This window comes from Streptomyces sp. NPDC001843 (genome assembly GCF_042891955.1).
GTDB lineage: Bacteria > Actinomycetota > Actinomycetes > Streptomycetales > Streptomycetaceae > Streptomyces.
This window is the reverse complement of sequence record NZ_JBIATQ010000024.1, coordinates 62,794-88,762: the sequence shown is the minus strand read 5'-3', so window position 1 is coordinate 88,762 and position 25,969 is coordinate 62,794. Positions and strand designations below refer to the sequence as shown.

Genomic DNA, 25,969 nt, shown 5'->3' with positions numbered 1-25,969 from the left:
TGGTCACACTGGCGGCGACGCCACCAACACCGAGCCCGGATCAGCCATTACCGCCGCCGCGGCCACCGACCCCCGTAACTGCGGCTGCAGTACTAAGCTGGCCCCGGCAAGAATTCCCGTGAAGCTGGGGCGTGCCGCCGTGCGCCGGTGACGTCCGTCATGGGTAGCGGCGTCCGACCCCCTCGAGCGCTACCTACTGACCGTCTGGTCCTCACCCCCCCCGCCACACCGGCCATCCCGAAGAGCAGCGAACGCATTACAGCAGTACTCGCCCGGCACGCCGACCAGTCGGCACATGGCCCCCGGCCAGTTCCACCAGCAGATCAGCCCATGATCAAGCCGAGTGACCTTCCACAACTGACAAACGTATGCCGAGCGGCAGCCTGAGCTTCCTCTGATGTCGGAAAACGACCTCTCAGGTGTCCGGCCTCGCCGGGCCGGTTCAGCCACCCCAACGGCCCGCCGAAGGGCCCACCAGGACACCCGTGGCGCGGTGGCCGCGTTGATGGCCCGGCTGGCTTTGTAGGTGAATTTCAAGAATGTCTGTCACTCAGCGGTGGGAACGCCCGGTTCCACGGGAGAGTGAAGTTTCGAGAACGCCTCGGTGCTTGCTTCGGGACCATGGTTCTGCCCTCACGGCGAGGGGCCTGGTGCTGCCGAATTCCAAGATCGACCTGTACGCGGCGATCCGCCGTGACGCCAGGACGGGCATGGCGACGCGCGCGCTCATGCGGAAGTACGGCGTCGGCTACGAGATCGCCCCGAGGGCCCTGATCAGGAATCTGGGAAGTAGTCAGCGATAGTCGTTGAGCCAGTCACCCGGGATCAGGTCACGAACGCGGTCGAGGTCTTCTGCCGTCCGGCCGCGAGCCAGGATGGCCGCGCCGTCGTCATCGCGCAGAAGGACATCCTGGCCCAGGAACCACCGTGTTTCCTCGCCGACGGGGTATGCCGGGAACGGCAGTCGGACGGCGTTCGCTTCCAGCAGTTCAAGGCTGTCGTCATCCGGGTCGAGGAAGTCGCAGAGCTCTTCATCGGCCTGCAGGGACTCGGACAAGACGATCTCCACGAAACAAAGAGACAGACGCTCCAACCAGTCCTCCCACCGCTCGGCGCTTTTGTCGGCAAGATCAAGCCGGATGAGCACTGCAGGATCGTCATCCTGAAGACTGTTGAGAAGGACGCCCCACGAGGCGGCTCCCTGGTTCTCGTGACGGAAGACCAGAGCTTCCTTGGCGTCATCGACATACAGCTCCGCAGGGCCGAGCAGCACATCGTGGTTGCTGGTGAGATCCCGCCGACGTCCGAACATCACATACGCCTCGCGCAACGCCGTCGGCAATCGGAGACCCAGCCTCTCCTCGGCAGCGTCGAGATCGGCTTCCGCCCATCCGCCATCCTGCCCCAGGGTGGCGCCGGCCCAGTGGGCGGCGAAGCCCTGGATGAAGATCCATGCACCACTGCGGTCTTCGACGCCTCTGGCGAGCGACGCGGCAAGATCGAACCCTTGTGTCATGCCAGGACGATATCCGTCCCACTCACCAGCCTCTTCGCACCCCGACACGGCTGGGACGGGCGACCTCGGATGCGGAGCGGGTGGCGGCCGCCTGGGCCGGGCTGGACCTGCCTGGGCCGTGGCAGCCGCAGCCGTTCGAGTCATCGTGCATCGCTCCATGGAACGCACAGGCCTGCCTGGGCGGTGGCGCTTCCACTCCACCAGGCGCGGCTTCGTGAAGTCGGCCCGGCGAGCGGGAACGGACATCGTCCGGATCGGCCAGCATGGCGGCTGGGATGACCAGTAGAAGGCGCTGGTCGGGTACGTGGACGAAGAGGACGCCGCGGGCGAGATGAACCCGCTCATGAACCCGGGAAACCCTCGCGGAGGACATGACACCTTCAGGGGTGACCTTCTAAAACCGAAGCCCTCGTCATGGGCCAGTGACCACATGGATGCGCTGCTACTGGGACGAGGAAGACGTCTGGTTCCACTTCGAGGTCGACGCCGATGGGTGGGTGACCCGGCAGGTCGAACTCCAAGGGCCTGAGCTGACACCGATTGCAGCCGCCTCCCTCGACGAATGGCAGCAGGCCCACGAAGCAGGCCGCCTCAATGAGTACGACAGCAGGTTCGGGATCACAGCCGAGCTACCAGTCTCGGAGTGGGAAGGCTGGGGCGGACCTCCGCGACCATGCGCACCGCACGCTCACGCAGCTCGGCAGGGTAAGGGGACGGACGGGCCATGACTCGATCCTCTCAGGGAATCGAGCCTCCATCAGACCCGGAGCGCTTCAGGGATGTTCGGGTCGAGTGTGAACGGGGCCGCAGGCAGGGTGTAGGAGTTCGCCATGATGATCGGTGTACGGATCGCGCCCGTGCTCGCGTCAGCCTGGTTCCCGCCGTGCACCGCCTGGGTCTGGAACGCGAGCGTGGCCGGATGGTGCTGCCCTGGAGGGCCGAGTGCTCGGTTTCGGCATGGGACTCCCGTGGCTCGCGGTGGTCGATTTGTTCCCCGACGGTTGAACTGAGCATTCCGGCTGTCGCCGGGGGAGGGCCCTGTACCAAGTTCGAGAGCCCTGAGGTCTCAGTCGGTGGCCTGGGGTTGTGCCGGGCCGAGGTAGGACACAGCGGTCTGATCGGCATGCGGGGCGAGGAGGCCCTGAAGTTCGTCCGACGCAACCTTGAGGAGATCGCCGTCGCGGTCGGCGTGGAGGGTCTCGAGGACGAAGGCGACGTGTGTGGAGTCCTCGGTGACGCGGGTGCGGTGGGCGTCGCGGTGGTTCCAATGGCGGGTCAGGACGCCGGTGAGGTCCGCGTAGATGATCTCGCCGGGCTTGGGGTGCTCGATCGTGTCGGGTTCGCCGAGCGGGGTGAAGGACTCGGTGCCGTCCGCGTAGCGGATGTCGATGTCGCCGGTGACATGGTCGAGGTCGAAGGCGCCGGCGGGCAGGCCGTGCCGGACGGAGACGGCGTTGTAGGAGTCGACGGCCGGGTTGATGCGCGGCAGGCTCCCCGTCTTCGCGAGGCGGCGGCCGAGCGCGTCGACGCTGGGGCGGATCCGGCGGGGGTTGGTGCCGAAGGAGCGGTAGGCGGTGTGCCAGGCCTCGATGCGGGGGTCGGTCTCGTCGGCGGGGTGCCAGGTGCCGTCGGCGAGCTGTTGCTCCAGGTCCTCCACGGCCACGGCGGTGTGCGGCCAGGACTCTCGGCCGCGCAGGCCGGTGGCGATGACCAGGGCGATCAGGGTGTCGGGGAAGGCTTCGGCGACGGCGGGGGAGATGCGGAAGGCGGGCATGGACTGCGTTTCCGTTTCCTGTGGGGAGTTGGCGGTCAGGACTTCCAGGGACCGATGCGGTCCAGGCGGCGCAGCTGCTGGCCTGCGGTGGGCACGTCCAGGCCCTGGCCGCGCTCGGTGAGGTGCTCGGCGACAGCGCTGCGATGTTCGACGGGCTTGTGGTCGTCGTACTTGAACTTGGCCCGTACGTCGGTGACTTCGAGGCGCAGCCCGCGGATGCCCGAGAGCATCCGGCCGTACGGCGGTTCGTCGACCGCCACCGGCGCGTGGTCGCCGTCGGGCTGGAAGTGCGCGAGCTGGCGGCGCAGCAGCTCGGCCTTGGCCTCGGGATCGTCGACGATCTCGGCGCGGCAGGTGAACTGGACGGCCGCGTAGTAGCTGGTGGGGACTCCGTCGGTGGGGGGAATGCCAGGCCTGGCGCGCCAGGGGCCAGGGATGAACGCGTAGTCGCCGATGACGGTGAAGACGACGTTCGGGTCGTGCTCGATGGCCTTCCAGACCGGGTTGGGCTTGGCGAGGTGGACCAGGAGGTGGGTTCCGTCGCAGGTGAAGTGGGTGGGGACGACCATGGGCGGGTGGCCTGGCAGGCCGTTGACGCTGAGCTGCCCGAAGTCGTGGCCGTCGGTGATCCAGGTCTGCCACTCGGCCTCGTCGAGGCCCGCGTCCCAGGGGTGGACCAGCATGCTCTTCTCCTTGGTTGTGCGGGTCTGCTCAGGTCAGGGCGAGGAGACTGACGGCGACGGCGGCGGCGCCCAGGCCGGCGAGCTGGGCGCGGTGGATGCGTTCGGCGAGTACCCCGCGGGCCAACAGGACGGTGCCGGCCGGATAGAAGGCGGTGATGACGGCGACGACCGTGAGGTCTCCGCTGCGGGCGGCGAGCAGGAACAGCAGGTTCGCGACGGAGTCCAGTACACCCGCGGCCGCCGACAGCGCGTACGCGGGGCGTTCGGGACCCAGCCTGCGGTGCATCAGTCCGGCGGCGGCCAGGGTTACGGCGGAGGAGACGGCTCGGCCCACGATCAGCGGGGCCACCCCGCTGTCGGACGGCGCCTGGTGCAGGAAGACCAGTTGCAGGGCGATGGCGGCGCCCGCGCCGAAGGCCAGCAGCAGGGCCGTACGGGAGGGGCGCGTCGAGCCCGCGCCGTGTCCTGCGCTGACCAGCACCACCGCAACCAGTGCGAGCGGCAAACCCACCAGCCCGGTGGCTGCCAGGTGCTCGCCCTGCAGCAGGCCGACGCCGACGGGCAGTGCGGCGGAGACCAGCGCCGTTACGGGGGAGAGCACGTTCATCGGGCCGATCGCCAGGGTGCGGTAGAGCAGGGCGAACGCGGCGGCCGAGGCGACGCCCGAGGCGGCCCCCCAGCCCAGCGCTCCGGAGCTGAAGGATGCGCCGAGCAGCGGCCACAGCAGCAGCTCGACCGCGAGGCTGGCCGGGGCGGCGACCATCACGGTCCGCAGCACATGGGCTTTCCGGGCGCCGAGGCCGCCGAGAAGGTCGGCGCATCCGTACGCGAGTGAGCTGCCCAGGGCCAGCAGCAGAGCGATCACAGCACAATCCCTTACCATTTAGTGGAACGACCACACCGTACAGCGAATCGACCGAAGGTCACAACCGATCGACCGTACGGTGCATTGGAATGTCCAGTCGTAGGGGAAGGGAAGGTGACCAGGTGGCGGAGACGGCCGCGGCGCTGCGAACGGTCGCGCACAACGTCCGGGCGGCACGTATGCGCGCGGGCCTGTCCCTGGACGAGCTCAGCCGCCGTGCCCAGGTCAGCAAGGGCGCCCTCGTGGGACTGGAGAAAGCCCAGGGCAACCCCAACCTGGCCACCCTGGTCCGGCTGGCCGACACCCTGGGCATCTCGGTGTCCGCCCTGATGCAGGGCTCGCCCGAAGGTCGTGTCCGGGTTGTGGCGGCCGATGCCGTGGCGCCCCTGTGGACGGGCGAGCGGGGTGGCGAGGCCCGGCTCATGCTGACGACCTCGGGGCCGGCCCCGGTCGAGGTCTGGCGCTGGCGGCTGGAACCGGGCGAGGACTACCCCAGCCACCCCCACCAGGCCGGGGTCGTGGAGACCGTGAGTGTCGTCTCCGGCCGGATGATCCTGGTCGTCGACGGCATCGAGCACACCGTCGAAGCGGGCCAGACCGCCACGTTCGACGGTGACACCCCGCACACCTACCGCGGCGCGGGCACCGGGACCTGCCACCTGGTCATGACAGTGCACCTTCCGCCCGGTCCGGCAGCGACGATCTGACCCGCGGCACAGCACACTCGTCACAGTGCCGCGGCCACCGCCGACAGCAGGCGCCACAGCCGGGTGTGGGGTGTGGGGTCGGGGATGGCCGGTTGGTGAGGAAGGCGAACGCGACACCCGATTCCGGGTGGGCGAAGGCCAGATGCCCGCCAAGGCCGTCGTGGCCGAACGAGCCGGAACCGAGCATGGGCTGGCGGGGGCAGGACAGGCCGAAGACGGTCCCGAAGCGGGTCGGTTGGTCCACCAGGACCTCGTCGGGCCCGTGGACCTGTTGACGGCGGACCCGGTCGACGGAGATGGGGGAGACGACGCGCAGCGGACCGTCGACCACGGTGTAGTAGAGCCGGGCCAGTGATCTGGCGTCGAAGACGCCGTTGGCGGCGGGGATCTCCGGCCGCCACAGCACGGGGTCGTTGAAGAGATCGGCCGTGATGACGGGGTTGTTGAAGGTGGCGTGGGTCAGCGTGTCCGGGGTTTCGGCGGCCGTGGCCACGACGGCGCCGACTCCCGGCGTGGGAAAGGCGTCCTGGTACGGGATGACGTGGTGGTTGTACTCGGTGGGCAGACCTATCCATGCCTGGAGGTCTCCGTTCTGGGCGAACCGCTCACGGAGCAGGGTGCCCACGGTCTTGCCGCCGGCGCGGCGTACGACCTCGCCGACCAGGTAGCCGAGGGTCAGGGCGTGGTAGCCGTGCCGAGTGCCAGGCCGCCATGTCGGCGCCTGGTGGGCCAGCCGCCGCACGCAGCCGTCCCAGTCGGCGAGGTCGGCCTTGGTCACCGGCTCGTCGAAGGCCGGCAGTCCGGCTTGGTGTGACGCGAGTTCACGGACCAGGACGCCGTCCTCCGTCACCGGGGCGTCGAGATCCACCTCCCCCGTGTCCACCAGACTCGCGAGCACAAGGCCCATCGCGCCCTTGGTCGTGGAGTATCCGACGTGCAGGGCGTCCTCCGGGTACGGCACCCCGCTGACGTCCCGGGCGCCGCCCCACAGGTCCACGACCAGCCGGCCGTGGTGGTAGACGGCGACCGAGGCGCCGAAGTCGTCGCCGTTGCGCAGGTTGCTCTCGAAAGCCTCCCGGACACCCGCGAACCAGGGCGCGGTGTACCGGATGCCTTCGCCGCAGGCGCGTCGTGCGTGGTGCTCATGCCTGCTTGCGCTCCAGTTGCTCCATCACCGTGCCGCCCGCCATCAGGTCGATGACCTCGGCCGCCTGCATCTCGCCCCGTGCGAACGAGGCGACGAGCCGGCCGTGTGCGAGGACGGCGAAGTGGTCGCCGACCCGCAGGGCGTGGTGGGCCTGGTGGGTGATCAGGACGACGCCGACGCCGCGGTCCCGAGCCGATTCAACGGCCTGCAGGACGATCTCGGCCTCACGGACGCCGAGCGCCGAGGTCGGTTCGTCCAGGATCAGCACGCGGGCGCCGAAGTGCAGGGCGCGGGCGATGACGAGGGCCTGGCGCTCACCGCCGGACATGGTGCCCACCAGTTGGTCGGCGTCGCGGATGCGGCGGATGCCCAGTTGCTGGATCTCTTGCAGGGCGATGCGGCCCGCCGTCGCGGCGTCGAAGCGGCGGAAGAGCCCGCGGCCCTTGGTGGGTTCGGCTCCGAGGAAGAAGTTGCGGGCCACGCTCATCAGGGGGACGGTGCCCGCGCCCTGGTGGACGGTGGCGATGCCGCGGTCCAGGGCGTCGCGCGGGCCGCCGAGCGTCACGGGTTCGCCGTCGATGGAGAGGGTGCCCTCGGTGGGCATGTAGACACCGGAGAGGATCTTGATGAGGGTCGACTTGCCGGCGCCGTTGTGGCCGAGGAGGCAGAGCGCCTGGCCGGGGCGGACGGTGAGCGAGACGTCGGCGACGGCGGTCACGCCGGTGAACCGCTGGGTGACGCCCTGGAGTTCGATCAGTGGATGGTCGGTCGTGGTGGTCGTCATGAGGGTCACCTGCCGCTCAGTGCGAGCTTGCGGAAGTAGTTGTTCGCCATCACCGAGACCAGCAGCAGGGCGCCGAGGAAGAGCTGGGCGTAGTCGGTGTTCCAGCCGGTGTAGAAGATGCCGAGGCTGACGATGCCGTAGGTCGCCGTGCCCAGCAGGACGCCGAGGGTGGAGCCGTAGCCGCCCTGGAGGAGCACTCCGCCGATCACGGCGGCGATGACGCCGTCGAAGATGAAGCTGGAGCCGCGGGTGACGTCGCCTCCGCTGTAGGCGATCGTCTGCAGGACGCCGACGAGGGCGGCACCGGCGGAGGTGGCCATGAAGAGTCCGACCTTGACCCGGGCGGTCGGCACGCCGGCGTCCCGGGCCACGTCGGGTGCACCGCCGGTGGCGTAGATCCAGCCGCCGGTGCGGGTGCGGGTGAGCACCCACCAGGCGACGACGGCGATCGCGAGCCACCAGGCGATGGAGACCTGGAACTGCCCGGCCTTGGAGCCGAACACGGCCTGCACGCTCGGATCCGGTGTCAGCGTCACGGCCGTACTCCCGGACAGGGCGCGGCTGAGGCCCAGGGCGCAGCCGCCCACGACCAGCGAGCTTCCCAGGGTGACGATGAAGGACGGGAGCTTGGTGCGGGTGGCGACGAGGCCGTTGACCAGCCCCACCAGCAGGCCGAAGCCGATCGCGAGAGGGATCGACGCCCATTGGGGCATGGTGTAGGTGCCGCTGGCGATGGCCACGATCGCCGACGTCGCGCCGACGACCGAGCCGATCGACAGGTCGAACTCGCCGGCGATGAGGAGCAGCGCGACCGGCGTGGCGACCACGCCCAGTTCGGCTGCCGTGTCCAGCCAGCTGGCGGTGCCGTCCACGCTGGTGAAGCCCGAGCCGGACGCGGTCACGAGGAAGAAGACGTACACGACGACCGCGCCGATCAGCGCGCCGAACTCCGGGCGCCGTGCCGTGCGGGCGATCAGTGAACGACCGAGGGGTTCGCTCTGCTCGTCGGGCCCGGCGGGTGCCTGAGCCGCTTGGTCGATGTGCCGATGGTCAGCTTGCGTCCGACGTCGTTCGCCGCCGTCAGCGCGGACTCGGCGACGATGGAGCCCGTGGCCATCACGCCGTCGATGCTCTTGTCCGCCTTGAGTGCGCCCTCGATGGCCTGGGTGACCTTGGTCGGGTTGGTCGCGTCCGAGTACGGGATACGCAGTTCACTCCCCGTGCCACCGCTCTTCTTCAGCGTGTCGGTGTAGCCCTGGCACAGCTGCTCCAGGGCGGGGTTGCCCGGGACCGTGTTGACGCACAGACCCTTTTTCACTCCGAGCTTGGCTGACTTCTCGCCCGACCTGGTGCCGGCGACCACCGGCTCGATGCCGACGAAGGCGAGGGCTCCGAGCTGCTTCCAGTCCGTCTGTCCGGAGTTGACGACGACCACCGGTATGCCGGCCTTGACCGCAGCCTTGATCTCGGGGTCCTGGGCCGCGGGGAAGAAGTTGCCCACGACGATGGCGTCCGGCTTCTTCGCGATGGCCGCCTGCATGAGCCGGGCGAGTGTCGGGCCGGAGGCGTCGGTCGAGGTCGGGCTGAGGTACTCGGTGGAGACGTTCAGCTCCTTGCCGGCGTTGTCGGAGCCGGTCTTCATCGCGCCGAAGAACGGATCGCTCAGCGGGCCGGACACGACGATCACGTGCAGCTTGCGGCCGGAGGATCCGCCGGAGCCGTGCGAACCGGTGGAGTCGGTGCGCTTGGAACACGCGGCGGTGACAGTGGTGGTGGCGACGAGGGTCGCGATCAGGGCGACGCGGGATCTGCGGAGACGGGGCATGGAGGGCTCCTTGAGCGGGATAAGTGATCAGTGGTTGCGGTGAGGGGCATTCGGTGATGGAGGTTCTGGTGAGGTGGGGGGCGGGGTTCCGCCACGCCCGGGTGCGTGGCAGCGCCCGCGGTGTCAGGGAGGCGAGCGCTGGTCTGAATCACCCGGTGGGACTGATTCGGGCGCATCCGCCCGATCGGGCGTACCGAGCTGGTTCCACTCGGTCCGCACGAGCGGAAGAACTCAGGGCGACCAGGGGGACGTTGACCCCGATCGCGTGGCACGCAGCGCCAAGGGCTCGGCTCAGCCGGCGACCGCGGCGGTCTGCGGTGCCCATCGGCCGAGGCGGGCGGCGGCGTCCTGCGCCATCCTGCGCACCACTTCCCCGGCGGGCAGGATCTCCTGGACCAGGCCCACGCCCTCGCCGACGATCACGTTCGCGATGTCGAAGTCCTGCTGGGCGACGGCGTCCTTGAACTCCGTTGCGGCCTCGGCCAGTTGTGCGGCGAGTTCCGCCTCCCGCCCGTGCCACCGGTCGATGAACCGGTTGCGCAGCACGCGACCGTTGTACTCGGCGGGCCAGTCGTACCGGCGCACGATGTCGTAGACGCTGGTGCGGACGGTCTCGTCACCGTCGGCGGCCACTGCCCGGGCGTGGGCGAGAGCCGGTACCACGGCTTCCTCCGTCGCCCAGAAGCGGGTGCCGACGAGGACCCCGTCCGCGCCGAGCGCGAGCGCGCCGGCGAGCCCGCGGCCGTCAGCCACTCCTCCCGCCCCCAGCAGGAGCGTGTCCGGGGCGTGGTCGACGATCAGGTCCGAGACATCGGGGACGAGAGTGAACGTCGACCGCGTTCCGACGCCGTGCCCGCCGGCCTCCCCGCCCTGCGCGACGATGACGTCCGCTCCGGCGCCGAGGGCCTGACGGGCCTGGTTGAGTGTGTGGACCTGACAGAGCAGCGGTACGCCGGCGGCGCGGATCCGGTCGGCGAACGGGGTCGGGTCGCCGAAGGAAAGCATGACCGCGGCGGGCTGATGCTCCAGGGCCACGTCGAGCAGTTCGGGGTGGCGGGCCAGGCTCCAGGTGATGAAGCCGCATCCCACCCGGGTGCCGGCCGCCGCGGCGAACTCCCGCTTCAGCCACTCTCCGTCGCCGTAGCCGCCGCCGATCAGGCCCAGTCCGCCCGCGGCGGTCACCGCGGTGGCGAGCCGGGCTCCGGAGACGAGGTCCATGGGGGCGAGCACGACGGGGTGCTCGATTCCGAAGGCGTGGGTAAAACGCGTTGTCAGCAAGGCGAAGTCCTCTTCGTCCAGGCATCCGCCCGTTGGTGCATGGGCGGTGCGGCGTTAAAGGGGACAGTAAGTTCGCCGAGATTTCATATCCAACGATTGCTAATGATGGCAGCCATCACCAGCAGAGAACTTTACGGTGGCCAACGAGCGACAGGACGGTGAACCAGGGGCTGTGTGATGTCGTGATCAATCGGCTGCTTACAGGAGATCTCTGAGCCGGATCATCGAGGCGCGCGCTCTGGCGGTTCCAGACAGGATCGACCCTGTCGGACACAGGGTCACGGAAAAGCGGACTGGCCACGGAGTCACCGGGGTCTCCCCGTTGGACGTTCACCGCCAACGACGGGTCCCGCACGACCGCCGGAGCCACCAGCCACACCCCGTCCGCGAAGTCCGCCGCCGACGCGGCGGCCACATCCACCCGGCCCCGTCTTGCCCACCCCGCCCACACCGGTGAGCGTCAGTAGCCCCGTCGTCCCCAGACGGCGGCGGACTGCGTCGAGCTCACGACGCCTGCCCACGACCGTGGTCAGAGCCGCGGACCTGCCGAACTGAAGCGTTGCGCGGTCGTCCGGACCACGCCACTGCAACCGAAACTGCAGTCACGACACGATGAAGGCTCCGACCAAGATCCGGTCGGAGCCTTCCTCCGCAATTCAGCGGCGGAACCGGACAGGCGTCCGGGGTGGGCGTTCGGCTGGTTGTGCGGGGTCGAGGATTGGTCGAGGGGACCGGTTTCCCCATGTCAGCGGTAGCGGTTGACCACTTCAGCGGGTCGTGTCCCGCTTCGTGCGCGACGCGGGACACGATCGCACAGCGCTTCTCGTCATCTGTATATGAGCGCGGTGGGCTCAGGCGACGCGACGATGTTGCCTGAGCCCGCGGGCTTGGGGCGAGGGGGAGGCGGGCGCTACTGGAGCGGGAAGTCGATCCCGTATTCGTCCACGGGCCGAGGACCGTGAATGCGTCTGTCGGCTTCGGCGACAGCGACGTCGTTGATGCTCGCCTCGCGGCGCCGCATGAGGCCGCGCTCGTCGAACTCCCACAGTTCATTGCCGTAGCTGCGCCACCACTGGCCTTCCGCGTCATGCCACTCGTACTGGAAGCGGACGGCGATCCGGTTCTCGTGGAAGGCCCAGAGGCTCTTGCGCAACGCGTAGCCCAGCTCCAGCTCCCACTTCTGTGTCAGGAAGGCGACGATCTCCTCGCGGCCGCTGACGAACGTGTCCCGGTTCCGCCATGTCGAGTCCGCCGTGTAGGCCAGTGCCACCCGCTGGGGATCGCGGGTGTTCCATGCATCCTCGGCGGCCTGGACCTTCTGCAGGGCGGTCTCCTGGGTGAACGGGGGATAGGGCGGGCGATCTTCCGGCACTGCGGTCTCCTCACGCTGAGAACGTACGTTCTCCATCGGTGGGAACTAAGGTAGGGAACGATCGTTCTCAACGTCAAGGAGCCCCGATGCCGGCCCCGATCGCCGAGGAACAGAACCGCCTGGACCGTGAAGCACTGCTCGACGCAGCGGAGAAGCTCTTCTACGAGCGAGGCATCCAAGCGGTCGGAATGGATGAGGTGCGCGCAGCATCCGGTCTGCCGCTGAAGCGGATCTACCGGTTCTTCGCGTCGAAGGAGGATCTCGTCGTGGCGATGCTCAAGCGTCGCGACCAACGGTGGAGAGAAGACCTGGCCGCCCACGTGGAACAGGTACGGGATGCCCGCGAGCGCGTACTCGCGATATTCGACTGGCTTGCCGAGTGGTTCGCACAGCCCGGTTTCCGCGGATGCGCCTGGGTCAACGCCCACGGTGAACTCGGCTGGTCGTCCGAAGCGGTGGTGGCCGAAGTCCGGTCACACAAGCAGGCATTCCACGACCAGATCGCGATGTGGGTCCACGCCACCGGGGTGCCGGTGGTCGAACCGGTCTTCCTTCTCGCCGAAGGAGCCATCGTGACGGCCGGTATCAGTGGCGCCTCGGCTCCAGCCCGTCATGCTCGCGCAGCCGCCGCGACGTTGCTCGGGACACCTTGATCTCTCGGCCGCTCAACAACCTGCTGACCCCCATCACCTAGCCCGTGGCCGCGGAGGAACGCCCGACCATCCGCAGGACGGGCGGTGTCTGTTGCATGGCTCGCGGATGGGTGAGGAACCGCGTCAGGGCGGGCGACGGCGGTGTGTCGACGCGCTGGACGAAGACGGTCTGAGCGTGTGCCTCCTCCTCCGGCAGGTCGTGCACCCGCACCTGTTCGCGGGAGGCGTGCCGCTCGACAACAGCGGCGGGCAGCAGGGTGAGGCCCATGCCGGCCCCGACGCAGCCGAGAATGCCGTCCAGCGTTCCGAATCCCATGCAGCTAACGCCGATGGCGCCCCGCGCCTGCAGGATGCTCTCCAAGCGCCTGCGGTAGGAGCAGCCGGTACGGAAGACGAGGGTCTTCGGGTCGCGTATGACGGTGTCCAGGCCAGCGACGCGGCGCGCTGTGACGAGGACGAGGCGTTCCTCGAACACCGGGGTCTCCGCCAGGTCGGGCTGCCGGACCGGGCCGTTGACCAGCGCGCCGTCCAGGCGATAGGCCAGGACGTCCCGGACCAGTTGCTCGGTCGGCCCGGTGATCAGCGAGAAGTCGACGCGGGGACAGTCCTCGGCGAAGGCCGCCAGCACGGTGGGAAGTCGCAGACCCGCCGTGGTCTCCATGGACCCGATGCGTAGCGGACCGCAGGGATCGGTCTCGTCACCGATGACCTGCTGAGCCTCGTCGACGAGCCTGCTGATGCGCTCGGCGTACGGCAGCAGCTGTTCGCCCGCGTTCGTCAGCGCCACGCCTCGCGCGTGCCGGCGGAACAGCGGGGCGCCCAGCTGCTTCTCCAGCGCGTGGATGCGCGCGCTGGTGCACGGTGTGCAGTTCCTGAGCGGCCTTGGTGATGCCGTGCGTGCGCGCGACGGCCAGGAATATCCGCAGGTCGGAGAGTTCCACGTCGACCTCCACATGGGCCCGTGTGCAGGAGCACCCTGCGGCCGGTCACAAGGCGAATGGTGTCAGCGGCCGGGCACGGCCAGGTCGCCCTCGGTGTACTGGGCGCGTCCGAAGCCGAACGACCAGTCCTGAGGACCGTTCTCGACGATGCCGATGAAGACGTCCTCACCGCTGATGCCGAGGGGTTCAAGCCGTTCGGCGATGGCCTGGAAGACGCGTTGCTTGACCTCGGTGGTGCGTCCCGACTGGGTGAAGATCTGGATCATCACCAGCCGGTCGCTTCGCTCGAAGCCGAGGCCGGCGTCGAGGGCGATGACGTGATCCGCGTCGTGCTCGGTGATCACCTGGAACCTGTCCCGCTCGGGGATGTCCAGCACGTCCACGAGTGCCCGGTGCGTCGCGTCGGCGATTGCCCTCAGCTCTTCGGGACGGCGTCCACGGATGACATCGATTCGTACGAATGGCATGCGTCGTTCCTTGCTCGTCTGTTGCCAGTGTGTGGTGGTGACGGCAGTCAGCGGCTCAGCCGCACCCACGTTCCATGGGGTGCGGCCCGCAGCACGGGGGACAGGCCGGCCTCGTGGAAGGCCAGTTCGATCTCCGGCAGCCCCTCGGTGAAGTGGGCCCAGGCGTCGTAGTGGGCCGGGATGACGGTGTCGGCGCCGAGGACGGCCGCCGCGGCAGCGGAGGCCAGGCTGTCCAGGGACAGTGGACGGCCGTCGAACTTCGCCGGGACGCGTGCCGCTCCCATGTGCAGGACGGCCGCGTCGATGTCGGGCACCCGGCGGGAGATCTCCGCGACGGTGCGGATCGAGGCGTTGTCGCCACTCACGTACACGGTGGGAAGTCCCTGTCCGGACAGCACGAACCCGGTGACCTCGCAGTTGACGTTCCCGTCGGCGTCGCGCTCGCCGTCCTCGGGGCCATGGACCGCAGGGACCGCCAGGACGGTCAGGTCGCCGCCGCCGTCCGCGCGGGCTACGGCGTGGCTGGTCCACGGTGCGAGGCCGACGGCCGGCGAGCCCAGGCGTCCGGCTGACAGGGGGCCGGTGAGTACCAGCGGGGCGGCCTTCGCGAACGTGCGGCCGCGCTCGTCGAGGTTGTCCGGGTGCGTGTCGTGGCTGACCAGAACGAGGTCGACCGGCCCCACGCCGTCTTCGTCGACGGCGGGGTCGGCCGTCTTGGTGAGGTACCCGTGCGGGCCCGCGTCGTCGAAGGTCGGATCGCTGACGATGCGCAGTCCGCCCAGGTCGATCACGGCCGTGGGGCCGCCCACGACGGTGATCGCGGATTCTTGTCGGGGCAGAGCTGCGATGCGGGTTTCGCTCATGCCCTCGACGCTAGGGGCTTTCCACGTCCGGCAGAAATGCTTGTCGCGGCCCATCTATGCGTGTCAGGCATAGCTCGGCTCGTGGCGTGATCATTGCCGGGTGGTGACCGGTGCCGCGGCCTCCAGGAACCGGCGGATCAGCGTTCGCTGGGCGTCGGGGAAGTGGACGAGGCTGACCGGGCTCGGTGGTGCGTTGGTGAGGGGGACGAAGCGGACGGCGGGGTGCGGGGATCGGCGTCGGGCGACTTCAGGGACGATGCCGATCCCGCGGTTGGCGGCCACCGTCTCCAGCCATTCGTCGTAGTTGGTCGTTTCGATGATCCGGTCGGGGCGCTGGTCCGTCGGCCATGACCAGGGGCCGGTCGTGCCGCTGACGGTGTTGACGACCAGGGTCCAGTGCTGGACATCCGTCCAGTCCAGACGGTCGAAACGGGTCAGGTCGGAGTGCTCGGAGCATACGGCGATGCGCGGCTCGTCGAACAGGTGCACAGTGCGCGCCCCTCGTGGCGCGTCGAACTCGCCCCGTATCACCGCGATGTCGAGCGTGCGCTGACGCAGCGCCTGGAGGGGATCGTCGGTCCGGGTCAGGGCGACCGTCGCTCCCGTGGCCTCTTCGAAGGGGCTGACGGTCTGCTGCGTCCAGGGATCGGGCAGCAGCCAGCTGAAGCCGAGCCGCAGGGTGATGCGGTGGCTGACGACGGCGAGAGCTTGATCGAGGGTCGCGAGCACCCGCTCGACGTGCAGGAGGAACTCCGCCCCGGTCTCGGTCAGTTCGACGTGCCGGGAGGACCTGTCGAGCAGGCGGACGCTCAGATTGCCCTCCAGTTGCGCGATCGTTCGGCTCAGCGCCGGCTGTGTGATCAGCAGTTCCTCGGCCGCACGGGAGAACGAGCGATGGCGGGCCACGGACGCGAAGGCCCGCAAGTGACGCAGTTCGACGTCCATGCTCCGCGCGCCCCTTCCCGGCATCCATGCCTGCCACGCATGGAGGCACCCTAACCGGCATTTCACAGCGCGACACGTGGTGCCTAGCGTCAAAGGCGGCCAGAGAACGCCACCAGGAAGGTGCCCAGGATCGTGCAGTCATCAGCCCCGACCCGTCCGCGAACACGGTCTCCCTGGACGATCGTGGCCCAGGCGGCGGCCGCGCTCGCCGCGGGACAGGGGATCGGCCGGTTCGTCTACACGCCGATCCTGCCCCTCATGCACGCCCAGGCCGGACTCTCCAAGGCCCTCGGAGCCAACCTGGCGACCGCGAACTTCGTCGGCTACCTCGCAGGTGCCCTGGCCGGTATCGCCGTACCCGCTGTCGTACGGTCGGCCGCGGTGCTGCGCGGGTGCTTCATCGTGCTCGTTGCGACGCTGGCGCTCATGCCGGTCACCCTCGACGGCAGCCTCTGGTTCCTGCTGCGTCTCGCGGCCGGCGCGGCCAGCGCGTTGATCTTCGTGATCGCCGTCAGTGCGATGCTCTCCGGCCTGCGCGAGCACGCCCACCACCTGGTCGGCTGGGCCTTCGGCGGAGTCGGTGCCGGAATCGCCCTGTCCGGTTTGCTGGTCGTCGCCGTGCAGACCGCGTCGACCTGGCAGGCCGCTTGGTGGACTTGCGCCGCACTTGCCGCCCTGCTCACCGCGATGGCCTGGCCCCTCGCCCCGGAGCAGGAGCACCCGGGTGCCAAGGCGGCCGGACAGACCGAGCGGCCCCGTATCCACCGCTGGTTCCTCGCCCTGCTCGCCAGTTACACCTTCGAGGGCATCGGTTACATCATCGCCGGCACCTTCATGGTCGCCGCGATCCAGCAGGGCGTCCCGGGCCGTCTCGGCTCTGGGGCCTGGATCGTGGTCGGCCTCGCCGCACTGCCCTCGTGCGCGCTGTGGACCCGGCTGGCCGGACGCTGGTCCCGGCCGGCCCTGCTGCTCACCTCGCTGACCATCCAGGCCGCCGGCATCGCCCTGCCGGCGCTGCTGGGCGGTGCCACGCCCGCACTGGTGTCCGCCCTGCTGTTCGGCGCCACCTTCATGGGCGTCAGCACAATCGCCCTGTCCATCGGCGCGTACCTCCAAGTCCCTCGGGCCGTGGCCCTGTTGACCGCCGGATACAGCGTCGGCCAGATCCTCGGTCCGCTGCTCGCCGCCCCGCTGCTCAGCCACGGCTACCACCAGGCGCTCCTGCTGGGCAGCGCGCTGGTCCTCGTCTCCGCGGTCGCGGCCGCCGCCGTCTGCGTCCGCTTCCCGCACCACCTCGGCCCCGTGACCCCGGCGGCGTGACGGCCTGACGGCCGTAGCTTTCAGGAGGAGTTGCCATGAGTACACTGCTCTCCGACCTCGGAGTGGACCTTCCCCTCATCGCGGCGCCGATGGCCGGAGGACCGAGCACGCCCGCACTGGTCACCGCCGCCGCCCGGGCCGGCGGCCTGGGCTTCCTGGCCGGTGGGTACAAGACGGCACAGGCACTCGCCGGGCAGATCCACACCACCCGCGAGGAAGGCGTCGCGTTCGGCGTCAACCTCTTCGCGCCCAACCCGTTGCCTGCCTCCCGGGAGGAGTACCGGCGCTACGCGCGGGCGGTGCAGGCGGAGGCCGATCGGTACGGCCTCACGCTGCCCGAGGAGCCTGTCGAGGACGACGACCACTGGACGGACATGATCGACCTGCTCACCTCCTCTCCCGTCCCCTGGGTGTCCTTCACCTTCGGCATCCCGGACCGTGCGGTCGTCCGTGCCCTGCGCAGGGCCGGGAGCACCGTTCTGCAGTGCGTCACCTCGTCCGACGAGGCATGCCGAGCCGCTGACGCCGGTGTCGACGCTCTCATCGTGCAGGCACCGGCCGCCGGTGGGCACTCGGCCACGCTCACGCCCGAACGGCGCCCCGCACAGGTCTCGTTGCCCGATCTGACCGCCGGAGTGCGCCGCGCCGTCGCCCTGCCCCTCATCGCCACGGGCGGAATCACCACCGCCACCGACGTGGCAGGCGCGCTGGGCGCGGGCGCGCAAGCCGCCATGGTGGGCACCCTCCTGCTGCGCACGCACGAGAGCGGTGCGTCCACACCCCACAAGGCGGCCCTGGTCGACCCGGCCTTCGACACCACCGTCGTCACCCGCGCCTTCACCGGGCGACCCGCGCGGGCCCTGCGCAACCACTTCACCGACCGATACGACCCGATCGCCCCGGCCGGTTACCCCGCCTTCCACCACCTCACAGGCCCACTGCGCAAGGCGGCCACCGCGGCCGCCGACACACGGCTGATCCACCTGTGGGCAGGAACCGGGCACCGGCAGGCGAAGGCCGAATCCGCCGCCGACACCTTCGCGCTCCTCGCTGACCAGCTGTGAGTCCCAGGACGGGCACATCGTGCCCTGTGTGCCTCGCAGCAGGATGATCCAGAAAACCGTCACCGTCACGGAGGTATGACATGGCCAATGAACTGGTCCCCGGCAACACCCTGATCACCGCTTCTCCTCAGGAGGGCCGCGAGCTTGCCCTCAAGTTGGCCCGGCTGGTCATCAAGGCCACCCAGCCCGACGGCGCGGTGCGCGAGCAGTTGCGCCCCGAGTACGCGCAGGACGCGGACTCGCTGATCTCCATCGCCCACGTGGTCGCGGTTGAGTTCGCGACGATCGCGGCAGCGAACGACTACTGGCGCTGACCGAAAGCCGCAGGTCCGCGTCGCGTGCGTGCTGAGGCTGTGGGCCGCCAGGGCAGGACGAGCCTCGAAGGTTCTCTGACAGCGATGGGCGCCATCACAACCAATCGTTGGCTCAGAAATCTGCGGCGAGCCTACAGTCTCCGCAACGCCCCCACCACCGACCGACAGCTGCAGGGCAAGGGACCTCCCTTCCGAAGATTGGCACGACATGACTGCGCCCCCCATCACGCCCGAGCCGCTGGCCGAGTCCCTCATCACGCCCTCCGACCATGAGCACCCCCCGGTGGGGAAGTCGTTCATTTTCGCGTTCGCGTTCGCCTACGCGGGATTCTGGATCGCCTGCCTGACACCCGGCACGGTCTCCCTCGCACTCAAGGTCCAGAACATGGTCGGCTCCAAGGACGCCGCGAGCACTCTGAGTGCCCTCGTCGGTGTGGGCGTCCTCCTGCCCCTGCTGCTGATGCCGGTCGTGGGGCGGTTGAGCGACCGGACGACGGCACGCATGGGCATGCGCCGTCCCTACCTTCTCGCCGGCGCGGCCGGCGTCGTCGCGCTCGGAGCGGTGAAGGGGCTCGCCCCGAACGTGCCCGTGCTGCTCACCGCGTTCGCGCTGTACAGCGTCGCGGCGAACCTGATCGGCACCCCGCTGCTCGCGGTCATCGCCGACCGGGTGCCGGTGCGTCAGCGTGGCCTCGTGTCGGGTCTCGTCGGTCTCACTCTCCCGCTGGCGGTGATCGGCGGTACGTTCATCGTCCAGGCCGTCGCCACCGACACGCTGTTGATGTTCCTGCTGCCGCCGCTCATCGCGGCCGTGAGCGTCCTGGTCTTCATCGTCCTGGTCAAGGTCCGCCGACTCGCCAAGGACGCTCCCAAGCCGAAACTGTCGGTGCGCGAGATCGCGGGGACCTTCTGGGTCAACCCGGTCCGGCACCCGGACTTCGCATGGGTCTGGCTCGGCCGTCTCCTCTTCGTGATCGGGTACGGCTTCCTCACGACCTACCAGACGTTCTTTCTGCTCAACCACCTTGGATCCAGCCAGAACGAGGTGCCGCGGCAGATCTTCGTCGCGAGTCTGGTGCTGTCGATCACCACGATCCTCACCAGCGTCACCGGCGGGAGGCTGTCGGACCGCCTCGGCCGCCGAAAGGCCAACCGAGTGCTGGCCGCCAGACGCGCCCCCGTTGGCGGGGGCAGGCGGGGGATGTTGTCCTGACAGACATGCGAGGGCCTGGCCTATGCGGCACAGGCCGGGCCCTCGCATGTCCGGCCCAACGCCCGCAGCCAGATCGTGGCCCTCAAGGAGGAGGCGGACCGGCTTTCAACCGGGGCCGCAGCCCAGGATGAATCTCGGCAGTCAGCGGACATCGAGAAGAGCGGCAGTGGCCGTATCGACCGTGCTCGATCACAAGCATTAGGTTCCTGAAAGGAGGTTCGAGACGTGAGGTTACGAGAAACGACCGAGGCTGTGCGGATACCGGCGTACGTGCCCGGGTGTCCCGGTCCAAGGGGCATCGTTAGGCAGCACGCCGTGGCCGCCCCGGGAGGCACGGCCACGCATGCGAGGGCAGGAGGAGACCGGTGAGCGACCGCAGTGTGATCGAGTGGACCGAGGCGACCTGGAATCCGACGACGGGCTGCGACCGTGTCTCTCCTGGCTGCGACAACTGCTATGCCCTGACTTTGGCAAAGCGGCTGAAGGCGATGGGGGCGGAGAAATACCAGAACGACGGTGATCCCCGTACGTCCGGCCCAGGGTTCGATGTCACGCTGCACCCGGATGCTCTGAACGTTCCCTACTGGGTGATTGCTGGCGGCGAGTCCGGCCCCGGGCATCGGGCTCTGGACGAAGCCTGGGTCACCCAGATCCGCGACACCTGCCAGGACGCCGGTGTCGCCTTCTTCTTCAAGCAGTGGGGCGGGCGCACCCCCAAGGCCGGCGGCCGGCTCCTGGAGGGCCGGACCTGGGACCAGATGCCGCTGCCGGTCGCGGCCTGACCGAGCTGCTCGTTGTGGCCGGGCATGGTCAGGCCCGGCCACACATCAGGCCGCGAGGTTGCCGGGGTACAGGGTGATCTCCCGGGTCTTCTTCACGCCCACGCCGTTGCTGGGCGTGCCGCCCTGCTGGTGTAGGAGTTGTACCGCTTTGCGCACCACCGGCTCGGTGATCTGCCCGTAGAGGGCCCCGAAGACCTCCAGCGTGTGGTCGACGAGCTTGACCGGACGCCGGGTCCGCGCCAGCAGCTTCGCCAGGTTCTCAGCGATCTCCGGCACTGCCTTGGCCTCGACCTCCTTCGGATCCGGACGCGTCACCGAGGCCACGGAGAACAGCCCGTCGTCCTCTTCACGCTCCTCCAGCGTCTCCCACCACGTTGCCCGGGCCCGGGCAACATTGTCGCCGAACACCCACAGCCCATACGGACTACGGGTGGCGAACACCAGCCGGTACACGGCCCGCTTGCGCGGCGAGTGCGACACCGGCACCGACTGCACGAGCATCCCGGTACGCCGCTCCAGACGGCGGGCGTACTCGGCCGCTACCGCCTCGATGGCATCCTCGGCCGCGCCGTCCTCGTGACGGGAAGCCACCGCGTCGCTGGACAGCCGCGGCACGTCGCTGCGTTGACGGCCTGGCCGAACGCCTCCACGGCGACTTCCCGTCGCGCGGTGTCCTCCACGTCCGACAGGGCGTCCAGCAGCTGCTCGGTCACGGTGGCTGATCTGACTTAATCCACTGCACGGGTGAGGGAACAGCGCATGCCGGGCGCGTCTATTGAACGGTCCGCTACGAAGACCACGCATCATTCGAGATCTTCGAAGGGACCTGCTGATGGGCCTCGCCCGCACCGTCGCCACGGCCGCCGCCTTCGCCGCCCTGCTCGTTCCTGCCACCACTCACACTGCCGCCGCGGGGCTGCGCCGTCCTCGCGTGCGGTTCCCGGCACGACGGTGACTCTACCCGTCCGTGACGCACTTGCCGCCCTTCCCGTGCGGGATGAGGACCGCACCGGGTACGACCGCAGCAAGTTCAAGCACTGGATCGACGCCGACCGTGACGGCTGCAACACCCGCGCTGACACAGGAACGGCAATTGTTCCTCTGGCACATGCCCGCCCCCGCCCGCCTCCTGTGGCACACGCTCGGCACCCGCCTCTACAAGCGCACCACCACCCGCGTCCGCCGAAGCGGAGCCACGGTCCTCCAGCCGTAGCACCCCGGACCCGACCGCATGTGCCGGATGACGGCTCGTAACCGGGTGTGGCTGGCCAAGCGGCACCTGCCCGCCCCGCTGGTCCCCGCCTACCTGGGCGTGTGGACGGCGCTGACGCTGGCCCGGACCCGGTCCCTCGGAGGCTTGCGGGCCTGGGCCGGCGGCTTGTGAGGGCCTGCGCTCCCCCGGCGGGCGGCGGGCGCCGATGCGGTGGCAGACCGTGGTCCGGATGACCCGGCTCGGGCGCCCCCCGGTGATCTAGCCCGGTTTCGCCGAGGCTTCCTCGCGTAGCCAGGTGGGCAGGGCGGTCGGGGTGGCGTGCAGCCAGCGCACGTAACGGGCGATGCCAGCCTCCAGCGGGACCTGCGGCCGCCAGCTCAGGACGCGTTCCATGTGCGTGGTGCCGGCGCAACCGCCCAGCGGGTCGCCGGGCGGCATCGGCGTCTGCCGGAGCCGGGTGCCGGGGTAGTGGGCGGCGATGAGGTCGGCGACGCGGCGGATGCTGGTCGGGCGTCCGGTGCCGATGTTGATCGTCTCCCCGTCGGCGGCCGGGCAGGCCAGGGCGTGCAGGGTGCCGTCGGCGATGTCCTCGACGTGGACCAGTCCCGCCACAGCTGGTACGTACGCGCGTTGACCATCCTCGGATCCCCTCCCACACCTGACCCGGCGTCACTCCTGGTCGCCATCCGTAGAAGCGACCGTACGGCGCACGAACGGATATCCGGGCCTGCGCCCTCCGCCGGTTTCGCTGGGCGGCGGAGGGCGCAGGGACCGGGTGCCGTCCCGTGCCGGTCGGCCGGTACCGCGCTGTGGTCTCGTGAGGCTCTCACGTGGCGAGGTACGTGCCGTTCACCGACGCGGCGGACGGCCGTGACTCGTCGGCAGCATAGTGTGGGCGACCAGGTAGTCGGCGACGTCGCTGCCGACTGCCAGCCCGTCGCTGAGGTCCCAGCGGTAGTGCACGCCCAGCCAGAGCCGGCTCAGCGCATCCTCGCGGGCGGCCTGGCTGAAGCTGGTGAACGACCGGTTCGCCATGAGCGCGTGCGGATCCTCGGTGTGCGCGGTGAACGAGACCCTGTCACGGCCGAAGAAGTGCCTCATGGCCCCCGCCCAGGAAGCCGCGAGGCCGACGTGCCCGGACGTCCAGGAGGGGAAGCACGGCGTGAACGGTGTCCCCGAGCGGTCAGCGCTGAGGGGCTGCCAGGTTGCGTTCGCGCCACACGGTGGCCCTGGCTGATCACAGATTCCGCGACGAAGTCCTCAGCAGGCATCCCGCCGAGACGAAAGCCAGGGTGCGCTACGGGTCGCCGTCTGTCCCGGCCTACCGCGGCAGGCAGCATGTCGCCGGCGACGACATGCTGCCTGCCGCTTCCGTCATCGCCGGGCGGGTGGCTTGCTGCTCACGGCTTCAGCGTCGTGCGGACGAATGTGGCCGCGCGGGTCATCGCCGCGTCGGCCTCGTCCCACGAGGCGGCGAATGACTGGAAGACGTGCGTCGCCTGCGCGGTGACATCTAGCGTCACCGACACGTCGGCCGCCACGAGCCTTGCCGCAAGCCGGGTGGAGTCGTCCAGTAGCACCTCGTCAGAGCCGACCTGGATCAACGTGGTCGGCAGACCGTGCAGGTCCGCGAACAGCGGGCTGTGCTGTTCTGCCGCGGACGCGTCGCCGAGGTAGTCACGCACGCGGCGTTCGAGGGCGGTGCGGTTCAGGATGAAGTCCTCCTCGGCCCTGACCGTCATCGAATCGCCGCTGAGCGTGAGGTCAACCCAGGGCGAGAACAGCAACGCCGCGGCGGGCATCGGCTCGTCGGCGCAGGAAAGAGCCGCCAGCAGGCCGAGCGCTACCCCGCCGCCGGCCGACTCGCCGGCGACCACCACCCGTTGCGGATCGGCACCGGAGGAGATCAGGGCGCGATAAGCGCGTACGGCGTCGTCGGTAGCGGCAGGGGCGGGATGCTCGGGTGCCAACCGGTAGTCGATGGTGATCACCCGCGTCTGTGACCTGCGGGCGAGGTCTGCGACGATCCCCAGCGAGCTGCGCGCCGACCCGAGGACATACGCCCCGCCGTGGAAGTACAGGACCGTGCCGACGCAGGGCTCTTCCGCGCGTTCGACCAAGAGGCCAGGGATCGTGTCGTAGTGGGCTTCGGTGACGATGACGTCCTCAGGGACAGGATGGTGGGACAACAGCTGCTCGAACAGGGCGCGCTGTTCGTGGACCGCGCCGCCGAGGTCGAGGGGGGACGACGCGCGAAGCTGCCGGATGGCCTCTCGCTGCTCGCGGCTCATATCTGCTCCTTGCTGTGGGTTCGGTCGGCTTTGTTCCGGACGGGTCTTGAAGGTGTGAGCTCAGACGGCCCGGGCGTGCTCGATGAGAAGGTCGGCGAAGGCGTCTGGCTGGTCGATCGGGGTGATGTGACCGCAGTCCTCAAGCAGGTGCTGGGCGAGGCAGCCGGTGATCGGCTCGAGCTGGCGGGCGGTGGCCGCGCCGATCGCGCCACCGCCGATGGCGAGGGTCGGCGTCGTCAGTCGCTGGTCCTGCGCCCAGTTCCTGATCCATTCCGCGGTGGCCGGCACCGCGCGGTAGTGGTCGAAGGCATTGCCGAGACTTGTTTTGCCCCGATAGGCCTCGACGATCACCCGTGTGAGGTCTGCTGGCAGACCTCGGCGACTGCCGGCGGAGAGGAAGAAGCGGACGTAGCGCTCCGCCGAGTTCTCCAGGACGTCCTCGGCCAGACCACCGGGCGCCTGGTGGAAGCCGAACCACCACGGCGGCCCCTGCCGTAGGAAGGCCTCGGCGCCGGGCAGAAGTCCGATCAACCCTTCGGACAGGGTCAGGCTGGTTACACGCTCGGGCGACGATGCTGCCAGGGCGAATGCCGGAGTGACACCTAGATCGGTGCCGACGATGTGTGCCTCGCGGTCACCGAGGACGTCCAACACCCGGAGCAGGTCCGTGGCGATCGCGGATGCCTGGTAGCCGCGGACGGCGGGTGTGCTGTCGCCCAGCCCGTGCAGGTCCGGCGCGATGGCCCGGAAACCCGTCGCGGCCAGCCGGGGTGCGACATCGCGCCAGATAGCGCGGGTGTGTGGGAAGCCGTGCAGCAGCAGCACGGCTGGCCCCTGCCCGAGAGTCTCCACGGCGAGTTCGACCCCGTCGATCGGTATCCGGTGCACGGTCGCGCCGGGAAGGTGAGGAGAAAGCGTCATCTGGCGCACAGGTGCCCTCCTGGTTACGCTTGGGAACGTGGTAACCGTAGGAGACCCCCGATGAGCGGGGAAGAAGGCACTTTTCCGACACCAGGTGACCTCGTGGTAACTGCCTCGCGGCAGGGGAACCTGTTCGATCCTCTGTGCCCGACAAGGCTTCTGCTCGACCGGGTGGGGTCGCGATGGACGACCATGGCGGTGCTGTCGCTGGCCGCCGCCGAGGGCGAGCTGCGGTTCACCGAGTTGAAGCGCGAGATGACCGGTGTGTCGCAGAAGATGCTGGCGCAGACCCTCAGGGCACTGGAAAGAGACGGACTTGTCGATCGTCGTGTCGAGGCGAGCAAGCCTCCACGGGTGTACTACCGTCTGACCGGACTGGGCACGACGCTCGTCGCGCCGCTGCGGAGTCTGCGAGCGTGGGCTGAGCAGTACATGCCCCTGGTCCAGCACAACTGTTACATGTTCGACGCCGCCGACCGCCCGGACGGCCACGGCTAACAGCCGCGGCATGATCGGCACCCCCTTTCACCAGATCCGCGGAGCCGCCGTCGACGCCCCATGTCTGGCGTTCCGAAGGCGTCGTCGGCCTACTGCTCCCCGCGCACGCGGGGATGGTCCCCAGCGGGAGGCGTATTCGCCTCCGCCGGCACCCTGCGCCCCGCGTCCGCGGGGATGGTCCCTCGAACTCGGGCTTGTAGGGCTCGGGGTGGTCCTGCTCCCCGCGCCCGCGGGGATGGTCCCGGCTCCGGCGTCCAGCAGGCCAAGCCCGGCTTCCTGCTCCCTGCCCCCACGGGGATGGTCCCGGGGGAGTCATGCCCAACCGGTCCGTACCGACCTGCTCCCCGCGCTCGCGGGGATGGTCCCCCGTTATGTTTTCCGCGGTCCTGCAAGGGGACCTCTCGCCTCCGGGCTCGGCATGACTGTTCCCCCCTGTCGAACGAATGACCTGGGGGTGGTGTCACCGGGCCTGGGAGGCGCCGTTGGAGGCGCTGATGAGAGGTCCGACTACCGCCTGGCCTGGCGCAATGCCC

At 69.4% G+C, this 25,969-nt stretch carries 29 protein-coding genes and 4 pseudogenes; 13 read left to right on the top strand and 20 right to left on the bottom strand.

Going from position 1 to position 25,969, the window contains the following annotated elements:
• Positions 1-650 precede the first annotated feature (650 nt).
• Positions 651-803, top strand: coding sequence for a hypothetical protein (locus ACFYZQ_RS37950; RefSeq protein ID WP_389158302.1), 153 nt, complete (start codon positions 651-653; stop codon positions 801-803).
• Here ACFYZQ_RS37950 and ACFYZQ_RS37945 read toward each other — a convergent pair.
• Positions 794-1,516 (bottom strand): SMI1/KNR4 family protein, encoded by a 723-nt coding sequence (locus ACFYZQ_RS37945; RefSeq protein ID WP_389158299.1) that lies wholly within the window; start codon positions 1,514-1,516, stop codon positions 794-796. The genes ACFYZQ_RS37950 and ACFYZQ_RS37945 overlap by 10 nt on opposite strands.
• Before the next feature lie 434 nt (positions 1,517-1,950).
• On the opposite strand from ACFYZQ_RS37945, the pseudogene ACFYZQ_RS37940 reads away from it, so the two are divergent.
• Positions 1,951-2,169, top strand: a pseudogene (locus ACFYZQ_RS37940) (hypothetical protein); the annotation flags it as partial.
• A 413-nt stretch (positions 2,170-2,582) separates the two neighbouring features.
• Here ACFYZQ_RS37940 and ACFYZQ_RS37935 read toward each other — a convergent pair.
• The 3 genes from ACFYZQ_RS37935 to ACFYZQ_RS37925 are packed head-to-tail and all read right to left on the bottom strand — an operon-like array spanning position 2,583 to position 4,838.
• Positions 2,583-3,290 (bottom strand): B3/4 domain-containing protein, encoded by a 708-nt coding sequence (locus ACFYZQ_RS37935; protein ID WP_389158297.1) that lies wholly within the window; start codon positions 3,288-3,290, stop codon positions 2,583-2,585.
• A 35-nt stretch (positions 3,291-3,325) separates the two neighbouring features.
• Entirely contained in the window at positions 3,326-3,973 is a 648-nt protein-coding gene (locus tag ACFYZQ_RS37930) for an FMN-binding negative transcriptional regulator (protein ID WP_389158294.1), read from the bottom strand.
• Positions 3,974-4,001: 28 nt separating this feature from the next.
• Positions 4,002-4,838 (bottom strand): EamA family transporter, encoded by an 837-nt coding sequence (locus tag ACFYZQ_RS37925; RefSeq protein ID WP_389158292.1) that lies wholly within the window; start codon positions 4,836-4,838, stop codon positions 4,002-4,004.
• Between the two features lie 122 nt (positions 4,839-4,960).
• Between ACFYZQ_RS37925 and ACFYZQ_RS37920 the strand changes: the two genes are divergently transcribed.
• Positions 4,961-5,545, top strand: a complete 585-nt coding sequence (locus tag ACFYZQ_RS37920; RefSeq protein WP_389158289.1) for a helix-turn-helix domain-containing protein — start codon at positions 4,961-4,963, stop codon at positions 5,543-5,545.
• Here the strand turns inward: ACFYZQ_RS37920 and ACFYZQ_RS37915 are convergent.
• The 6 genes from ACFYZQ_RS37915 to ACFYZQ_RS37890 form a co-directional block, all read right to left on the bottom strand.
• Positions 5,502-6,602 carry a serine hydrolase domain-containing protein gene (locus tag ACFYZQ_RS37915; RefSeq protein ID WP_389158318.1) on the bottom strand — a complete coding sequence of 367 codons (1,101 nt, stop codon included), beginning with the start codon at positions 6,600-6,602 and terminating at the stop codon, positions 5,502-5,504. The genes ACFYZQ_RS37920 and ACFYZQ_RS37915 overlap by 44 nt on opposite strands.
• A gap of 85 nt (positions 6,603-6,687) precedes the next feature.
• Complete coding sequence (locus ACFYZQ_RS37910) at positions 6,688-7,476, bottom strand: ATP-binding cassette domain-containing protein (protein ID WP_389158286.1); 789 nt, start codon at positions 7,474-7,476, stop codon at positions 6,688-6,690.
• A 5-nt stretch (positions 7,477-7,481) separates the two neighbouring features.
• Positions 7,482-8,396, bottom strand: a complete 915-nt coding sequence (locus ACFYZQ_RS37905) for an ABC transporter permease (protein WP_389158283.1) — start codon at positions 8,394-8,396, stop codon at positions 7,482-7,484.
• A gap of 53 nt (positions 8,397-8,449) precedes the next feature.
• Positions 8,450-9,301 (bottom strand): substrate-binding domain-containing protein, encoded by an 852-nt coding sequence (locus ACFYZQ_RS37900; protein ID WP_389158280.1) that lies wholly within the window; start codon positions 9,299-9,301, stop codon positions 8,450-8,452.
• Positions 9,302-9,592: 291 nt separating this feature from the next.
• The gene (locus ACFYZQ_RS37895) at positions 9,593-10,579 is read right to left on the bottom strand and encodes an NAD(P)H-dependent flavin oxidoreductase (RefSeq protein WP_389158278.1); all 987 of its coding nucleotides are present in this window, start codon (positions 10,577-10,579) and stop codon (positions 9,593-9,595) included.
• A gap of 910 nt (positions 10,580-11,489) precedes the next feature.
• A complete protein-coding gene (locus tag ACFYZQ_RS37890; protein WP_389158275.1) occupies positions 11,490-11,987 on the bottom strand; it encodes a nuclear transport factor 2 family protein in 498 nt (165 codons plus the stop codon).
• A 50-nt stretch (positions 11,988-12,037) separates the two neighbouring features.
• Here ACFYZQ_RS37890 and ACFYZQ_RS37885 point away from each other — a divergent pair, with 50 nt between their 5' ends.
• Complete coding sequence (locus ACFYZQ_RS37885; protein WP_389158272.1) at positions 12,038-12,604, top strand: TetR/AcrR family transcriptional regulator; 567 nt, start codon at positions 12,038-12,040, stop codon at positions 12,602-12,604.
• 37 nt (positions 12,605-12,641) lie between these two features.
• On the opposite strand, the gene ACFYZQ_RS37880 is transcribed toward ACFYZQ_RS37885, so the two are convergent.
• The 5 genes and pseudogenes from ACFYZQ_RS37880 to ACFYZQ_RS37860 all read right to left on the bottom strand — a co-directional run bounded on the left by ACFYZQ_RS37880 (position 12,642) and on the right by ACFYZQ_RS37860 (position 15,820).
• Entirely contained in the window at positions 12,642-13,391 is a 750-nt protein-coding gene (locus ACFYZQ_RS37880) for a LysR substrate-binding domain-containing protein (RefSeq protein ID WP_389158316.1), read from the bottom strand.
• A gap of 18 nt (positions 13,392-13,409) precedes the next feature.
• Positions 13,410-13,559: pseudogene (locus tag ACFYZQ_RS37875) on the bottom strand (LysR family transcriptional regulator); the annotation flags it as partial.
• Positions 13,560-13,607: 48 nt separating this feature from the next.
• Positions 13,608-14,012 (bottom strand): tautomerase family protein, encoded by a 405-nt coding sequence (locus tag ACFYZQ_RS37870; RefSeq protein WP_389158269.1) that lies wholly within the window; start codon positions 14,010-14,012, stop codon positions 13,608-13,610.
• Positions 14,013-14,059: 47 nt separating this feature from the next.
• Positions 14,060-14,875 carry an MBL fold metallo-hydrolase gene (locus ACFYZQ_RS37865; RefSeq protein WP_389158267.1) on the bottom strand — a complete coding sequence of 272 codons (816 nt, stop codon included), beginning with the start codon at positions 14,873-14,875 and terminating at the stop codon, positions 14,060-14,062.
• Positions 14,876-14,965: 90 nt separating this feature from the next.
• Positions 14,966-15,820, bottom strand: a complete 855-nt coding sequence (locus ACFYZQ_RS37860; RefSeq protein ID WP_389158264.1) for a LysR family transcriptional regulator — start codon at positions 15,818-15,820, stop codon at positions 14,966-14,968.
• 132 nt (positions 15,821-15,952) lie between these two features.
• Here ACFYZQ_RS37860 and ACFYZQ_RS37855 point away from each other — a divergent pair, with 132 nt between their 5' ends.
• From ACFYZQ_RS37855 to ACFYZQ_RS37835, 5 genes are all read left to right on the top strand, one after another.
• A complete protein-coding gene (locus tag ACFYZQ_RS37855; RefSeq protein WP_389158261.1) occupies positions 15,953-17,140 on the top strand; it encodes a YbfB/YjiJ family MFS transporter in 1,188 nt (395 codons plus the stop codon).
• Positions 17,141-17,175: 35 nt separating this feature from the next.
• Positions 17,176-18,204 carry a nitronate monooxygenase gene (locus ACFYZQ_RS37850; protein WP_389158258.1) on the top strand — a complete coding sequence of 343 codons (1,029 nt, stop codon included), beginning with the start codon at positions 17,176-17,178 and terminating at the stop codon, positions 18,202-18,204.
• Positions 18,205-18,284: 80 nt separating this feature from the next.
• Positions 18,285-18,518: a hexameric tyrosine-coordinated heme protein gene (locus tag ACFYZQ_RS37845; protein WP_389158256.1), complete on the top strand. Its 234-nt coding sequence runs from the start codon at positions 18,285-18,287 to the stop codon at positions 18,516-18,518.
• Positions 18,519-18,726: 208 nt separating this feature from the next.
• The gene (locus tag ACFYZQ_RS37840; protein ID WP_389158253.1) at positions 18,727-19,731 is read left to right on the top strand and encodes an MFS transporter; all 1,005 of its coding nucleotides are present in this window, start codon (positions 18,727-18,729) and stop codon (positions 19,729-19,731) included.
• Positions 19,732-20,096: 365 nt separating this feature from the next.
• Positions 20,097-20,513 carry a DUF5131 family protein gene (locus ACFYZQ_RS37835; protein ID WP_389158250.1) on the top strand — a complete coding sequence of 139 codons (417 nt, stop codon included), beginning with the start codon at positions 20,097-20,099 and terminating at the stop codon, positions 20,511-20,513.
• Positions 20,514-20,558: 45 nt separating this feature from the next.
• On the opposite strand, the gene ACFYZQ_RS37830 is transcribed toward ACFYZQ_RS37835, so the two are convergent.
• On the bottom strand, positions 20,559-21,104 hold the full coding sequence (locus ACFYZQ_RS37830; RefSeq protein WP_389158247.1) for a hypothetical protein: 546 nt from the start codon (positions 21,102-21,104) through the stop codon (positions 20,559-20,561).
• Between the two features lie 241 nt (positions 21,105-21,345).
• Here ACFYZQ_RS37830 and ACFYZQ_RS37825 point away from each other — a divergent pair.
• From ACFYZQ_RS37825 to ACFYZQ_RS37815, 3 genes and pseudogenes are all read left to right on the top strand, one after another.
• A pseudogene (locus tag ACFYZQ_RS37825) lies at positions 21,346-21,593 on the top strand (HNH endonuclease); the annotation flags it as partial.
• Positions 21,568-21,726, top strand: a complete 159-nt coding sequence (locus ACFYZQ_RS37820) for a hypothetical protein (protein ID WP_389158321.1) — start codon at positions 21,568-21,570, stop codon at positions 21,724-21,726. The pseudogene ACFYZQ_RS37825 and the gene ACFYZQ_RS37820, both read left to right, overlap by 26 nt.
• A 24-nt stretch (positions 21,727-21,750) precedes the next feature.
• Positions 21,751-21,988 (top strand): annotated as a pseudogene (locus tag ACFYZQ_RS37815) (glycosyltransferase family 2 protein); the annotation flags it as partial.
• On the opposite strand, the gene ACFYZQ_RS37810 reads toward ACFYZQ_RS37815, so the two are convergent.
• The 4 genes from ACFYZQ_RS37810 to ACFYZQ_RS37795 form a co-directional block, all read right to left on the bottom strand.
• The gene (locus ACFYZQ_RS37810) at positions 21,985-22,338 is read right to left on the bottom strand and encodes an NAD-dependent epimerase/dehydratase family protein (protein WP_389158244.1); all 354 of its coding nucleotides are present in this window, start codon (positions 22,336-22,338) and stop codon (positions 21,985-21,987) included. The pseudogene ACFYZQ_RS37815 and the gene ACFYZQ_RS37810 sit on opposite strands and share 4 nt — an antisense overlap.
• Positions 22,339-22,575: 237 nt before the next feature.
• On the bottom strand, positions 22,576-22,971 hold the full coding sequence (locus tag ACFYZQ_RS37805) for a phosphatase PAP2 family protein (RefSeq protein ID WP_389158313.1): 396 nt from the start codon (positions 22,969-22,971) through the stop codon (positions 22,576-22,578).
• Between the two features lie 155 nt (positions 22,972-23,126).
• Positions 23,127-24,017, bottom strand: a complete 891-nt coding sequence (locus tag ACFYZQ_RS37800) for an alpha/beta hydrolase (RefSeq protein ID WP_389158241.1) — start codon at positions 24,015-24,017, stop codon at positions 23,127-23,129.
• 60 nt (positions 24,018-24,077) lie between these two features.
• Entirely contained in the window at positions 24,078-24,842 is a 765-nt protein-coding gene (locus ACFYZQ_RS37795) for an alpha/beta fold hydrolase (protein WP_389158238.1), read from the bottom strand.
• A 156-nt stretch (positions 24,843-24,998) separates the two neighbouring features.
• Here ACFYZQ_RS37795 and ACFYZQ_RS37790 point away from each other — a divergent pair, with 156 nt between their 5' ends.
• Positions 24,999-25,436: a winged helix-turn-helix transcriptional regulator gene (locus ACFYZQ_RS37790; protein WP_389158236.1), complete on the top strand. Its 438-nt coding sequence runs from the start codon at positions 24,999-25,001 to the stop codon at positions 25,434-25,436.
• Positions 25,437-25,969: the final 533 nt, after the last annotated feature.

Coding starts and splice junctions, on each gene's coding strand:
- ACFYZQ_RS37945 (WP_389158299.1), bottom strand. CDS start 1,516: ATGACACAAGGGTTCGATCTTGCCGCGTCGCTCGCCAGAGGCGTCGAA.
- ACFYZQ_RS37935 (WP_389158297.1), bottom strand. CDS start 3,290: ATGCCCGCCTTCCGCATCTCCCCCGCCGTCGCCGAAGCCTTCCCCGAC.
- ACFYZQ_RS37930 (WP_389158294.1), bottom strand. CDS start 3,973: ATGCTGGTCCACCCCTGGGACGCGGGCCTCGACGAGGCCGAGTGGCAG.
- ACFYZQ_RS37910 (WP_389158286.1), bottom strand. CDS start 7,476: ATGACGACCACCACGACCGACCATCCACTGATCGAACTCCAGGGCGTC.
- ACFYZQ_RS37900 (WP_389158280.1), bottom strand. CDS start 9,301: ATGCCCCGTCTCCGCAGATCCCGCGTCGCCCTGATCGCGACCCTCGTC.
- ACFYZQ_RS37890 (WP_389158275.1), bottom strand. CDS start 11,987: ATGGAGAACGTACGTTCTCAGCGTGAGGAGACCGCAGTGCCGGAAGAT.
- ACFYZQ_RS37885 (WP_389158272.1), top strand. CDS start 12,038: ATGCCGGCCCCGATCGCCGAGGAACAGAACCGCCTGGACCGTGAAGCA.
- ACFYZQ_RS37870 (WP_389158269.1), bottom strand. CDS start 14,012: ATGCCATTCGTACGAATCGATGTCATCCGTGGACGCCGTCCCGAAGAG.
- ACFYZQ_RS37865 (WP_389158267.1), bottom strand. CDS start 14,875: ATGAGCGAAACCCGCATCGCAGCTCTGCCCCGACAAGAATCCGCGATC.
- ACFYZQ_RS37860 (WP_389158264.1), bottom strand. CDS start 15,820: ATGGACGTCGAACTGCGTCACTTGCGGGCCTTCGCGTCCGTGGCCCGC.
- ACFYZQ_RS37850 (WP_389158258.1), top strand. CDS start 17,176: ATGAGTACACTGCTCTCCGACCTCGGAGTGGACCTTCCCCTCATCGCG.
- ACFYZQ_RS37845 (WP_389158256.1), top strand. CDS start 18,285: ATGGCCAATGAACTGGTCCCCGGCAACACCCTGATCACCGCTTCTCCT.
- ACFYZQ_RS37840 (WP_389158253.1), top strand. CDS start 18,727: ATGACTGCGCCCCCCATCACGCCCGAGCCGCTGGCCGAGTCCCTCATC.
- ACFYZQ_RS37800 (WP_389158241.1), bottom strand. CDS start 24,017: ATGAGCCGCGAGCAGCGAGAGGCCATCCGGCAGCTTCGCGCGTCGTCC.
- ACFYZQ_RS37790 (WP_389158236.1), top strand. CDS start 24,999: ATGAGCGGGGAAGAAGGCACTTTTCCGACACCAGGTGACCTCGTGGTA.